The sequence below is a fragment of the Leifsonia sp. NPDC014704 genome (assembly GCF_043083605.1).
Lineage (GTDB): Bacteria > Actinomycetota > Actinomycetes > Actinomycetales > Microbacteriaceae > Leifsonia.
Genome location: NZ_JBIBYW010000002.1, coordinates 749,771 through 762,563, shown reverse-complemented (window position 1 = coordinate 762,563; position 12,793 = coordinate 749,771). Strand labels below are relative to the sequence as shown.

Sequence of the window (12,793 nt, the reverse complement as noted above, 5' to 3'; positions counted from 1 at the left end):
ACAGTCGGAGATCGCGAAGGTGCGGGAACACGCGACGCGTCGGTTACTGCCGGAGTCTTTCGGAATCAGGGACGCAATTGAGCGTTTTTCACCCCGGCTTCACCCTGGATCCGAGCCGTATTGCCCCGTTCTGGGGGCAAAACGGGTCACAGGAGGACGAGCACTGCAGCCGTAGCCGCCCACAGGGCGGCGACGAACACCGTGTCCCGCTGCCGCCACTGGGGTGGGGTGCGTTCGGTGCGGCGCGGGTGGGCTCCGAAAGCGCGGGACTCCATGGTGAGTGCGACCCGATCGGCGTGACGGATGCTGGAGGCGAGGAGCGGCACCACCATCGCGGAGCCCCGGCGAACGGCGGCGATGGGCCCGCGACCGGGTGCAACACCGCGCACCCGCATCGCGCGACGGATCGCGGCGAGCTCGGAGGCGAAGAGCGGCACGAACCGGTAGGCCGCGACGGCGGTGTACGCGAACCGGTAGGGGACGCGCAGCTGCGCGGTGAGCGCGCGGGCGAGGTCGGGTCCGCTCGTCGTGAGGCCGCCGATCAGTGCCAGCGCGAGGATCGCGGCGATTCGCAGCGCGGTCGTCAGACCGACAATCAGCGCGCCGGTCGTGAACTCGTACGAGCCCACCGCGAACATCACGGTCGGGTCGGCGGTTTTACCCGGTTCCGCCCACAGGCCGAAGCCGATCGCCGTCACGAGGACGCCGGCCGGGATCCCGACGAGGAGCAGCACGAGTGCGCGAGGCGAGAGCCGAGCGCCGACCAGGAGGAGGACGACAGCCGCGATGAGGAGGACGAGCGGCACGAGCGCATCCCGGGTGACGAGCAGCCCGATCCACGCGGGGACGACAGCGCCGACCTTCGCGAGCGGGTTCAGACGCGCGAGGAAGCCGGGTGGGCGTTCCGCGAGATGCGGTGCGGTGGCAGTCGCGGTCATCGGGCGCCAGGGAGGTCGGCGAGCCGGGTCAGGCCTCGCAGTGGCTCGGGCACCGAGGGATCCGCGAGGGCGCGCGCCAGGACGGGCTGACGGAGTCCGTGCGATTCGAGCAGCAGGGGGTCGCCGAGGATTCGGGCCGTTCCGCCCACGACGGGCAGCCGGCCGCCCGCGACGATCGCCACGCGGGAGGCGTACTCGCCGATCAGCCCCAGATCGTGCGTCACGGCGATCACGGTGGTGCCGCCGCGGTTGAGTTCGGCGAGGAGGTCGAGCAGCTCGGTCGCGCGTGCGCGATCCTGGCCGAACGTCGGCTCGTCGAGCACGAGCACCGGCGCTCCCTCGATGAGCGCCGCGCCCACCGACAGGCGGCGCTTCTGCCCGCCGGAGAGGAGGAAGGGATGCGCGGAGCGGTGGTCGGCGAGTCCCAGGACCGCGAGCATCGCATCCACTCGGTCCGCGATCTCTGCCGTGGACAGGCGACGCTGCCGCAGCCCGAACGCCAGCTCGTCCTCGACCGTGTGCGTGACGAACTGGTGCTCGGGGTTCTGGAAGACGAACCCGACGGTCTCGCGCAGTGCCCGGACGGACGCCCGCGCCGGGTCGAGCCCGAGCACGTCGATGGTCGAGCGCGGGGCGCGCATGACGCCGGCGATCGCCTGCACGAGCGTGGTCTTGCCCGCGCCGTTCGGCCCGACGACCGCGAGGAACTCCCCGCGCCCGACGCGCAGCGACACATCCTCCAGCACGGTCCGCCGCCCGCGCCGCACGGTGAGCCCGTCGACGCGAACCGCCGCCGCCCCGTGCTCCTCACCCTCGTGCTCCTCGCCCTCGGGGGCCTCCACCCGCCGTCGAGTACGCACAAATTGCACACGATCCGGCTCCGGAGCGTGCGAAGTTTGCGTACTCGACGGTGGGGGGACGGGGGCTGGGGAGAGGGCTCGGGTGAGGTCGGCGGGAGTGAGGGGCAGGGGATCGAGGGGGAGGCCGGCGGCGCGCAGGCGCAGCGCCGCGGCGGTCGCGGTCGGCAGCCAGACGCCGAGCTCGTTCAGCTCCTCGGCACGATCGCGGATCAGCTCGCGCGCCGGACCGTACGCGAACGGACGGCCCGCCGCGCCGAGCACCAGGACGGTGTCGGCGATCGGAAGCGCCAGGTCCAAGTCGTGCTCGATCAGCACCACCGACCGCGTCGATCCCGTGCCCGTCAGTCGCCCGAGAAGCCGGTACACCTCCTCGGCGCCGACGGGGTCGAGATTGGAGGTCGGCTCGTCCAGGACGAGCAGCGGGGCATCGAGCGCCAGTGCGCACGCGATCGCCAGCCGCTGCCGCCCGCCGCCGGAGAGCGTGTCGGGGTCGTCGTTCCGGCGCTCCCACAGGCCGACGGCCCGGAGCGCCGACTCGGCCCGGGCTTCGACCTCGGCGACCGGGACCAGACGGTTCTCGGGCCCGAAGCACACCTCGTCCAGCACCGTGCGCGCGACGAGCTGCGCATCCGGATCCTGGAACACCATGCCGGTGTGCTCGCTCAGCTCGGCGACGGTCGCATCCCGCGTCGGCACACCGCCGACCCGGACCGTCCCCTCGAGGTCGGCGGGGACGGCGTGCGGCACGAGCCCGTTCAGGGTCAGCGCGAACGTGGATTTGCCGCATCCACTCGATCCGAGGACCAGCAGCACCTCACCCGGCGCGACGGTGACGTCGATGCCGTCGGGGGTCCAGCCGATGGCTCCGTCGTGTCGCACGCGCACGCCGTGCGCCTCGGCGGGGGGGACGGATGCAGGGGTGGATGCGGGGGCGCCGGATGCGGACGGAACGGCGTCCACGGACCTCCGATCGCCCACGGACACCCCTCCTCTCGCCGACCTCGTCCACGCTACGGCACGGGTCGGGACGGCGCGAAGAAATCGGAAACGGAGGGGCGCCGGGCCGCATCCGGCTTCATCACCTCCGTTTCTGCCGCAGCGCTCGCGCGTCCCCCGAGTTCTCCTCCGTTTCGGTGCGTTGTGGAAAGGGAGGAGATCGAGCGCGACGCGCCGCACAACAGCGGGAAACGGAGGCGGTTAGCAGCGGATGCGGCCGGATCTCCTCCGTTTCGGCAGCGGCGGGCAGGCAGGCGGGCGGGCGGCCGGGCCGCGGACGCTACGCCCGCGCCTCCTGCACGTCGCGGGTCTTCAGGGTCCAGTACGTGGTGACGGGATGCGTCCCCAGCACGATCTTGCCGCGCGAGTGCAGGGTCTGGAGGTCGTCGAAGGCGTACTTGATGTCGGAGAGCGGATAGAACCCCGAGATCAGCAGGGTGAACGCACGCTCCTCCGCCAACTGGGCCACGCGCCCGAGCTGTGCGGTGCCGTGCGCCATCGTCTCCGGGTCGTCCTGCAGCAGTCGCAGCTCGGTGTCGCGGCGGTCCTCGCTCGACCGGTACCGCGACGGCGGAACGCCGAGCGACTCTGCGAGGGCGCGGCCGTCCTGCCCGAAGTTGTCGATCAGGGCAGTGACTCCGCCGGGCGCCTCGGCGCGGATGCGTTCTTCGATCGCCTCGCCGTATCGCACCGGCCGAATGCCGAGCTGGCGCAGATAGTCGAAGTTGCGGTCACCGCAGGTGCCGATGACCCGGGCGCCGCGATGCTTCGCCAGTTGCGCCTCGATGCTGCCGACGCCACCCGCCGCTGCGGACACCACGACGGTGTCGTCGGGTCCGATGCTGAGGTCGTCCAACGTGTCCAGGGCGGTCACACCGGCGAGGTAGAGACCGCCGGCGACCTCCCACGGCACGTGCGGCGGTTTCGGCACCAGTGCCCCGACCGGGACGACGACGTGCTCCGCATGAGCGCCGGTCCGGACGTGCCCGATGACCGGTGCCCCCTTCCGGAAGCGACCGCCGGCGTCCGCGGTCATGACGATCCCCGCGAAGTCGCTTCCCGAGCCGCGCGGGAACGGCTCGTCCGCCCACGCCTCCTCACGGCCGGTGCGGATGAACCCTTCGATGTGGTTGATGCCCGTCGCGATGACCTCGACGAGCACCTCGTCCGCGCTCGGATTCGGCAGCGGCCGGCTCCGCTTCTCGAGGACGTCCACATCCCCGTTGCCGTCGTACTCGAAGACCACCGTCTCCCCGGGCTTCTTCGCCATGGGATGCTCCTTCTACTATCGGCCGGGCCGGCCGTGGCGTCAGGATATACCTAGCTTGGCTAGAAACTCTACAATCTACGGTTCTCTTCCAGGAACCCGAGGAAACCGCCGTCAGAACGACGCCGCGTGCTCGAAGTGCAGCTGCAGGGGCTCGACCGGCACATCCAGGTTCGCTCCACCGCGGTACCGGGTGCCGATGTGACGCGACGGGAGCCGGGAGTTCCCGGCCCCGAACAGCCGCTCGCGCAGCGTCGCCGAGGTGGCGCCCTCCTCCGGCAGCCGTCCGCGGCGACGCAGCTCCGGGACCACCAGCTCGGCGAAGTCGCGCGCGGTGTCGAACGAGTGATACTGCCGAAGGTTGATGCCGTCGAGGCCGTCCTCATCCAGCCAGCGCTCGATCTCGTCGGCGACGGTCTTCGGGTCGCCGACGACGAGGAACCGCTCGTCGCGGCCCACCTTGATGAAGTCGAGTGCCTGCCCGACCGTGGTGTCGAGCGGCAGGTACGGCACCTTCTCGGCCGGGAACTCGGCGCGCGCCAGCGCCTCCCGCACGGTGATGTCGCGCGGGAACGCGGTCAGGTCGACCGGCAGGCTGCTGTGCGCGAGGATGCCGTCGAGGCTCGCGCGCTCGCGGTACAGGCGCCACTTGTCCTCCGCCTCCTCCTGCGTCCGGCCGACGATGACGCCGGCCATCGCGATGAAGCGGATGTCGTCGCGCTCGCGCCCGTGCCGCACGGCCGCGTCGCGCATCCCGTCGGCGTTCCGGCGGAACTCCTCGCTCGTGCGGCCGCCGGTGAACACGACCTCGGCGTGACGCCCGGCGAACTCGATGCCGGCGGGCGATCCGGTCGCCTGGAACAGCGTCGGCGTCCGCTGGACGGAGGGATGGACGATGTGCGGGCCAGCGACGCGGAACCGCTCCCCGACGTGGTCGATGTACCGCACCTTGGACGGGTCGGTGAAGACGCCGGCCGCACGGTCCGCGACCACCGCGTCGTCATCCCAGGACCCCTCCCACAGCTTGTAGAGCACGTCGAGGTACTCGTCGGCATAGCGGTAACGCTCGTCGTGCGGCACCTCCCCGTCGAGGCCGAAGTTGCGGGCCGCGTTGGGCAGGTACGAGGTGACGATGTTCCAGCCGATGCGGCCCTTGGTGAGGTGGTCGAGCGTCGACATGCGGCGGGCGAAGGCGAACGGCGGCTCGTACGTCGTCGAGAAGGTGACGCCGAATCCGAGCCGCTCGGTCACTGCGGCCATCGCCGGGACCAGAAGCAGCGGATCCAGGTTCGGGCTCTGCAGCCCCTCCCGCAGGGCCGTCTCCGGGCCGCCGCGGAACACGTCGTACGCACCGATCACGTCGGCGAGGAAGATGCCGTCGAAGCCGCCGTGCTCGAGCAGCTGCGCCAGCTCCAGCCAGTAGTCGAGGTCGGCGAAGCGCTCCCGGTTGTTGCCGGGCAGCGTCCAGAGGCCGTGCGTGATGTGACTCACGCAGGCCATCTCGAAGAGGTTCACGAAGAGCTGCTTTGGCTCGCTCATGCGGCGGTCTCGCTTTCAGGGCTGGTGGCGGCTCGCGCGGCCGGATCGAACTCCGGGATGGCGGCGATCAGGGCACGAGTGTACGGGTGCGCGGGCCGTTCGAAGACATCATCCGGCGAGCCCTCCTCCACCACCACCCCGTCCTTCATGACGAGGACGCGGTCGCTGAGGTGACTGATGACGCCGAGGTCGTGCGAGATGAACAGGTAGGCGACGCCCGACTCGCGCTGCAGCTCGGCGAGGAGGTCGAGGATCTGCGCCTGGATGGTGACGTCGAGCGCCGAGACGGCCTCGTCCAGCACGATCACGTCCGGGCGCGGGGCGAGCGCGCGGGCGATGGCGACGCGCTGCCGCTGGCCGCCCGAGAGCTTGAGCGGGAATCTCGGGAGGACGTTCGCCGGAAGGCCGACCTGCTCCAGCAGTTCGAGCACCCGGGCGCGCCGCTCCTCCGCCGACGCGAACCGCTCGGAGCGGAGGGCATCGAGCAGGATGCGCTCGACGTTCCAGCGCGGATCGAACGAGCTCAGCGGATCCTGGTACACGACGGCGATCCGGCTGCGCAGACCCCGCCGCCTGCTCTCCGCGAGCGGCGCCCAGGGTTCTCCGAGCAGGCGGACGGTTCCGCCGTCGAGCGCCTCCAGTCCGAGCGCGAGACGCGCGGTGGTGCTCTTGCCCGATCCGGACTCGCCCACGATGCCGAGCGTCTCCCCGGCACGCAGCGAGAAGGAGACGCGGTCGACGGCCGTGGTGACCGTGCCGTCGGAGGTGTGGAAGCGCTTCACGAGGTCGGTCGCTTCGAGCACCACGGCGCCGGCCGGCGGCTTGGCCGGTACCGCCGCCGCCCCCGGGGTGAGCGCGTGCCCGCGGGTCGCCTCGCCGGGTACCGCGGCGATCAGAGCGCGCGTGTACTCGTGCGCCGGCGCCCCGAGCACCTGGTCGGCCGGCCCCTGCTCCAGCACGTCGCCACCCCGCATCACGAGGATGTGATCGGCGAGCCGGGCGACCACCGAGAGGTCGTGGCTGATCAGGATCACGGAGGCACCGCGCTCCTTCATCAGCTCGAGCTGGTCGAGCACCTGCGCCTGCACGGTCACGTCGAGTGCGGTGGTGGGCTCGTCCGCGATCACGATGTCCGGATCGAGGGCGATGGCGGAGGCGATCAGAGCACGCTGCCGTAGGCCGCCGGAGAGCTGGTCCGGCCGCTGCTTCGCTCGGACGGCCGGGAACGGCACGCCCACCCGCGTCAGCAGGTCGAGCACGCGCTCCCGGCGCGCCCGGCGTCCGCCCCAGCCGTGCAGGCGGAGCGCCTCGTCGATCTCCCGTCCGACCGGGCGCAGCGGGTCGAGCGACACCAGCGCATCCTGCAGCACGAATCCGATGTCGCGGCCGCGGATGCGCTTCCACTCGCGCGGGCCGAACCCGCGGACGTCCTCGTGGTGGATCGTCAGCTCGTCCGCCTCGACCACCGCCGAGCGGCCCGCGAGGCCGACCAGCGAGCGGGCGGTGACCGACTTGCCCGAGCCTGACTCGCCGACGATCGCGACGCACTCCCCGGGCCGCAGGTCGAAGCTCACGCCGTGGACGACCGGACGCAGCGCGCCGTCGACCCGGAACGCGGTGCGGAGGTTGCGCACCCGCAGCCGGGTCGCCGGCCAGTCCAGTTCCTGGACGATGGCGTCGGTCTCCGTGGTCTCCGTGGTCTCCGTACTGATGCTCACGACCGCTCTCCCTTCTCCAGGCGCGCCTGGATGTGCCGTCCGATGGTCGTCGCGGCGAGCGCCACAGCGACGATCACGAGTCCGGGGATGACGACGAGCCACCACGCCGTCGTCAGGTACTGGCGCCCCGCATCCAGCAGGGCACCCCATTCCGATGCGGGCGGCGCGACACCGAGACCGAGGAACGAGAGGCTCGACGCCCACACGATCGACTGCCCGATCGACAGGGCGAACACCGCCACCAGGGGACGCAGGGCGTTCGGCAGGATGTGCGCGCGCAGGATGCGCCAGCGCGAGTGCCCGAGCGCGGTCGCCGCCTCGACGTATCCCGAGTCGCGCGCTCCGAGGATCTGCCCGCGGATCATCCGCGCATACCCAGGGGCGGTTCCGATGCCCACTGCGAAGACCTGCGTCGCGGCGCTCGGCCCGGCGATCGCGATCAGCAGCAGGGCGAGCAGGAGGGCCGGGAAGGCGAACAGGATTTCCACGAACCGGTCGATCACAACCGCCACCGGCTTCACCCCGAGCGCGGCGAGCGTGCCGAGCACGAGCGCGAGGCCCACGCCGACGGCCGCCGCGCCCAGCCCGATGGTCAGCGAGTCGCGAGCGCCCCAGACCACGCGGGTGTAGAGGTCGCGGCCGGACTCATCCGTGCCGAAGGGATGCGCGAGGCTCGGCGGCTGCAGCGCCGCCTGGTAGTCGATCGCGGTCGGGAGGTGCGTCGTCAGCACCTGCGGCGCGATCACCGCGACCAGCAGCAGCACGGCGAACGCGATGGCGACGACGAGGCCCCACGGGACGCGACCCACACGGGCCGCGAGAGTCGGGCGGACGGCCGCAGCGGCGGTGGAGGGAGGGGTGCCGAGCGCGGTCATGTCAGCTCCAGGCGGGGGTCGATGACGGTGTAGACGACGTCCACGATGAGGTTGGCCGCCACGTACACGACCGCCACCAGGGTGACGATCCCGGTGACCACCGGGAGGTCCTGCGCGTTGACCGCGCTGACCAGCACCGAGCCGATGCCCGGGCGCGAGAAGATCGACTCCACGATCACGGCGCCGGAGAGGGTCGCCCCCAGCGCCCAGCCGGAGAGCGTCACGGCCGGGATCACCGCGTGCCGGAGCACGTGCCGCAGCCGGATGCCCCACTCGCCCATGCCGCGCATCCGCGCCGACAGCACGAACGGCTGATCCAGCGACCGCTCGAACTCGGTGCGCACGCTCTGCGCCATGAACCCGGCGAGAGGGATGGCCAGCGTCAGTGCCGGGAGCACGATGCCGGCGGGCGAGGATCCGCTGATGATCGGGAACCAGTGCAGCCCGAGGCCGAAGACCAGGAGCAGGATGATGCCGAGCCAGTAGGCCGGCAGCCCGGCGGTCACCACATCCACCGTCGACCCGAAGGCCGTCAGCCGCGGGCCGCGACCAGCCGTCAGCGTGACCCAGACGACCATGATCAGCCACGCGAACGCGATGGCCGTCAGCGAGAGGGTCAGCGTGCTGCCGAGCTGCTCGCCGATCACCGCGGTGACCGGCCGGTACTGCTGGTACGAGGTGCCGAAGTCGCCGGATACCAGCCCGCGGAGGTAGTCGAGGTACTGCATGATCACGGGCTTGGTCAGCCCGTACTGCTGGTTGATCTGCGCCAGCTCCTCCGGCGTGCGCGCCTGCGCCTGGCCGGCCCGGATGTTGAGGATGGTCGTCGCGCGATCGCCGGGCAGCGCCAGCTGCGCGAAGAACGCGACCGTGGCCGCGCCCCACAGCACCACGACGGCGGCGCCGATCTTGCGCAGCAGGGTGATCGCGACCGCGCGACCGCGGCGGGGCCGGATCGCGTTCTGCGCGATCGGCCCCGTCGCAGCTCCCGACGGGGAAGCGGCGGTCAGCTCACTTGACGAAGTAGGCGTCATAGAACGTCGGCCCTCCCTGTGCGTTCTCCTGCCACACCCCGCGCAGCTTCGGCGCGACCGCGAGCGTGCTCAGCCGGTCGTAGACGCCGATCGACAGCGCGTGCTCGGCGATGTAGTCCTGCGCCTTCTCGTAGGCGGCGTTCTGCGCCTCCACGGTCGGGGCGGAGTTGCCGTCGAGGATGTACTGCTCGAGCGTCGGGTCGTTGTAGAACGCGGCGTTCGAGTAGTTGGGGTGGTCCGGGGTCGACGGACGCCAGTTGATGTAGAGGATGCCCGCGGTGACGGCCGTCCAGTAGCCGGCGGCCAGGTCGTGGGTGTCCGGGCCGGCGTACTTGCCCGAGAAGAACTCGCTCTGCGGAACCGGCACGAGCTTCACGTCGAAGCCGGCCTTCGCGGCCTGCTCCTTGACGCCCTGCAGGATGGCCGCGCCGTCCGCGTTGATGATCGAGCCTGCGCCGTACGGCAGCGACACGGTCAGCTTCGTGCCGTCCTTCTCGCGGACGCCGGTGCTTCCCTGGCGCGTCCACCCGGCCGCGTCGAGCAGCGCATCCGCCTTCTTCAGGTCCTGGCTGTACCAGTCCGCCGCCTTCTCGCTGTAGCCGGGGGTCGTCTGGCTGACACCGCCGTTGCCCTCGAACGGGATGACTCCCCGGCCGATGGTGTCGACGATCTGCTTGCGGTCGAGGCTGTAGGCGAACGCCTGACGGACCTTCTCGTCGGTGAACGGGCCCTGCTGCGTGTTGAACGAGATCTGCTGCGGACGGCCCGGCGTCACGTACTTCTCCAGCTGGTAGCCGCCGGACTTCAGCGTGCTCCACTGGACAGCGGGGACGTCGTAGATGGCGTCCACCTGGCCACCCTGCAGCGCGGCGACGCGGGTGGTCGGGTCGGCCACGAACTTCCAGTCGATCTCGTCGACGTAGGCGGCGCCGGTGTGCTTCGCGTTGGCCGGAGGAGACGTGTAGTCCTTGTTCTTCTTCAGGATGATGTCCTGGCCGCGGTTCCACTTGTCGACGATGAACGCCCCGGAGCCGATCGGCGCCTCGCAGTTCTGCTCCTTGCTGCGGGTCTCGAGCGCGTGCTGCGACTGGATGCCGAAGTAGCCCTGCGACAGGTTGTCGGCCAGGCGTGGATACGGCCGGGAGAGGTCGATCTGGAGGGTGGTGTCGTCGACGGCCTTCGCATCCTTGTAGTAGCCGTCGAGCCACACCTGCGCCGTGCTGTTGCCGCCCTTCAGCCAGTAGTCGAAGTTGTAGGCGACGGCCGCGGCCGTGAGCGGCGTCCCGTCGGTGAACTTCACGTCCTTCTTCAGGTCGAAGGTCCAGGTCAGTCCGTCGTCGGACTGCTTCCAGGAGGTCGCGAGCCACGGGACCACCTTGTGGTCCTCATCCAGCGACGTCAGGTTGTCGAGCACCTGGTACGAGAGGTACGCCTGCTCGATCCAGCCGCCGAACACGCAGGCCGGCTCCTGCTGGTGGGCGTACACGATGGTGCCGCCGTCGACCTTCGTGCCGCCTCCGGCGGCGGCATCGGAGCCTGCGGCGCAGGCGGTCAGCGCCAGCGCGCCGGTCAGGACGACGGCTGCGGCGCCGAGGGAACGGGTGGGACGGGAACGCATGAGGACTCCTCTGGCATCGGGGATGCGCATCAGAATGCGGGAGTCCGCAAGCGGCGTCGATGCTGCGTGTCCTTCTGTTTCGCTGCCGTCACATCCCGTCACGCATGCTTCCGCGGCGCGCCCGGCGGCGCTATGGGCTCAGTGCGACAGCAGCGACTTGAGCACGATGACGACCACGCCGAACAGCCCGGTCACCACCGCCCCCACCAGGCACACCCACACCCCACGGCCGCGCACGCGGAAGACCAGGAACCCGAGCAGGGCGAGAAGCAGCACGCACAGCCACAGGGCTAGGAACACGCCGGCGGTGGCGGAGAGGACATGCAGCGAGGCGAGCAGCAGCGGGACGCTCGGGATGACGGCGGCCTCCAGCATCCCGCTCGACTCGAACAGCGCGTGCCGCAGCGAGTCGCGCATCCGGTCGCCCAGACGGTCGGCGTCGCCGTGGAACCCGAGCGCGTCGGAGTACACGTGCGCCAGCCAGAACACGACGATGCTGACCAGGCTGAACACGAGGATCTGCACGGCCGAGCCGCTGTCCTCGTTATCGACCGAGGTCGCCGCGATCACGCTGGCGTAGACGATCGTCCCGTAGATCGCCGCGGGCGTTCCCCAGTGCCGCCACAGCGCGCGGTGGACCCGGACGCCGTCGTGCTCGTCGACGGGCGGGTTGAGGTCCATGGATCCCATGGCACCCATTGTGTCCGACGAGGCCGCCCGGCGCCTCTGTCAATCCCTGGCCGTCTCCGGAGCCCGGTGATCGAGTGGCATCATGGCAGCAACAGGAGGCACGGCGATGCTGGCGAGCTTCGAGGGGATCCCCGTGGACCCCGCCCTGGAGATCATCCCGCTGACCGACACATCATGGCGCATCACCGACACCCGCGTCGCGCCGACCGACCCGGCCGGCCTGCTCGCATACGTGGAGCGTGACGACACCGGATTCAGCGTGCTCATACTCCGACCCGGCTTCACCGAGAGCGCGCGGACCGACACCCTCGCATCGGCCCTCTCCCTCATCAACTCGCGGCTGGCGGGCGAGGCGCGGGCCTGAAGGGCGTGCGGCCGGGTCGAGGCACGGATCAAAACCCGCCGCTGAGCGGGCACGCTCGGAGTTCGCCGTTCGCCGAGACGACGATGCCCGCCGGCAGGTCGTAGCCCGGGGGCGCGTAGATGACGCCGCCGCCGATCGTGCGTCCCCGTGGCTGGAGGCCGGTCAGCGCTTCCGGTTCGACGTCATACATCCGCGGGTTGTCGCCGCACGTGAAGTCGCGGTGGTCGTACTGCACCCGGGTCGGGATGGCGCGCGGCCACCAGTCGGCGGTTGCGTCGTGGACCTGCATGAAGAACGTCGCGACTCCCACGAGCACGGCGCAGCAGACGATCCCGATCGCCAGCCCGGCCCAGCGCCGACGGCCCCACCGGCCGGTCATCCGCCGGTTCCGTGCCTGACCTGACGCACCCAGGTCGAGAGGACCGTCTGGCCCGGCTTCGGGGTGTCGATGAAGCCGTTCAGGCTCACCTCGAACTCGTCGCCGTCGGGCAGTCCCGCTCGCATCCAGGTCCCGCCCGAGCACGCGGCGCCGGAGCGTTCCGGCGTGCCGTCGGTGTACGCCAGGCAGATGCCGAACGGATGCGTGCCGCGCAGCAGGTAGATGTCCCAGCCGTCGGCGCTGCCCTGGTAGCGGGAGGTGGACATGTCGCCGCCCTGGACCTCCGGGATGAGGTCGGTCGGGATGCGGTCCTCCGCCGTGCGCTTCCCGTCGAACGGTGTCGGCGGGAACACGCACCCGCTCAGCCCCACCGCGACCACCGCCGCCATCGCCGTCGCGAACACCCATTGCCGCATCGCGTACCCCCCGAACGGCACGCTAGCAGCAGCCGGCCCGGCGGCCCAGAGCCTGCGGGCAGCCCGCAGAAACGGAGGTGGTCGGGCACGATACCTGCC

At 71.0% G+C, this 12,793-nt stretch carries 12 protein-coding genes; 1 reads left to right on the top strand and 11 read right to left on the bottom strand.

The features are described from left to right. Positions 1–146 precede the first annotated feature (146 nt). The 9 genes from ACF1AJ_RS15215 to ACF1AJ_RS15175 form a co-directional block, all read right to left on the bottom strand. Positions 147–938 (bottom strand): energy-coupling factor transporter transmembrane component T family protein, encoded by a 792-nt coding sequence (locus tag ACF1AJ_RS15215; protein WP_391508100.1) that lies wholly within the window; start codon positions 936–938, stop codon positions 147–149. Then, the gene (locus tag ACF1AJ_RS15210) at positions 935–2,758 is read right to left on the bottom strand and encodes an ABC transporter ATP-binding protein (protein ID WP_391508773.1); all 1,824 of its coding nucleotides are present in this window, start codon (positions 2,756–2,758) and stop codon (positions 935–937) included. Before ACF1AJ_RS15210 ends, ACF1AJ_RS15215 begins: the two co-directional genes overlap by 4 nt. Before the next feature lie 316 nt (positions 2,759–3,074). Beyond that, positions 3,075–4,064, bottom strand: coding sequence for an NADP-dependent oxidoreductase (locus ACF1AJ_RS15205; protein WP_391508099.1), 990 nt, complete (start codon positions 4,062–4,064; stop codon positions 3,075–3,077). Between the two features lie 111 nt (positions 4,065–4,175). Then, positions 4,176–5,600 carry an NtaA/DmoA family FMN-dependent monooxygenase gene (locus ACF1AJ_RS15200; RefSeq protein ID WP_391508098.1) on the bottom strand — a complete coding sequence of 475 codons (1,425 nt, stop codon included), beginning with the start codon at positions 5,598–5,600 and terminating at the stop codon, positions 4,176–4,178. After that, positions 5,597–7,318, bottom strand: coding sequence for a dipeptide ABC transporter ATP-binding protein (locus ACF1AJ_RS15195; protein WP_391508097.1), 1,722 nt, complete (start codon positions 7,316–7,318; stop codon positions 5,597–5,599). Before ACF1AJ_RS15195 ends, ACF1AJ_RS15200 begins: the two co-directional genes overlap by 4 nt. Continuing rightward, entirely contained in the window at positions 7,315–8,193 is an 879-nt protein-coding gene (locus tag ACF1AJ_RS15190; RefSeq protein ID WP_391508096.1) for an ABC transporter permease, read from the bottom strand. The genes ACF1AJ_RS15195 and ACF1AJ_RS15190 overlap by 4 nt, the downstream gene beginning before the upstream one ends. After that, positions 8,190–9,227, bottom strand: coding sequence for an ABC transporter permease (locus tag ACF1AJ_RS15185; RefSeq protein WP_391508095.1), 1,038 nt, complete (start codon positions 9,225–9,227; stop codon positions 8,190–8,192). Before ACF1AJ_RS15185 ends, ACF1AJ_RS15190 begins: the two co-directional genes overlap by 4 nt. Continuing rightward, entirely contained in the window at positions 9,205–10,845 is a 1,641-nt protein-coding gene (locus tag ACF1AJ_RS15180) for an ABC transporter substrate-binding protein (protein ID WP_391508094.1), read from the bottom strand. The genes ACF1AJ_RS15185 and ACF1AJ_RS15180 overlap by 23 nt, the downstream gene beginning before the upstream one ends. Before the next feature lie 138 nt (positions 10,846–10,983). Next, positions 10,984–11,535 carry a hypothetical protein gene (locus ACF1AJ_RS15175; protein ID WP_391508093.1) on the bottom strand — a complete coding sequence of 184 codons (552 nt, stop codon included), beginning with the start codon at positions 11,533–11,535 and terminating at the stop codon, positions 10,984–10,986. Between the two features lie 82 nt (positions 11,536–11,617). Here ACF1AJ_RS15175 and ACF1AJ_RS15170 point away from each other — a divergent pair, with 82 nt between their 5' ends. Next, positions 11,618–11,899: a hypothetical protein gene (locus ACF1AJ_RS15170; RefSeq protein ID WP_391508092.1), complete on the top strand. Its 282-nt coding sequence runs from the start codon at positions 11,618–11,620 to the stop codon at positions 11,897–11,899. A gap of 28 nt (positions 11,900–11,927) precedes the next feature. Here ACF1AJ_RS15170 and ACF1AJ_RS15165 read toward each other — a convergent pair whose 3' ends face one another. Together ACF1AJ_RS15165 and ACF1AJ_RS15160 are read right to left on the bottom strand one after the other, a co-directional pair. Next, entirely contained in the window at positions 11,928–12,278 is a 351-nt protein-coding gene (locus ACF1AJ_RS15165) for a hypothetical protein (protein WP_391508091.1), read from the bottom strand. Next, complete coding sequence (locus ACF1AJ_RS15160; RefSeq protein ID WP_391508090.1) at positions 12,275–12,715, bottom strand: hypothetical protein; 441 nt, start codon at positions 12,713–12,715, stop codon at positions 12,275–12,277. The genes ACF1AJ_RS15165 and ACF1AJ_RS15160 overlap by 4 nt, the downstream gene beginning before the upstream one ends. Positions 12,716–12,793 lie beyond the last annotated feature (78 nt).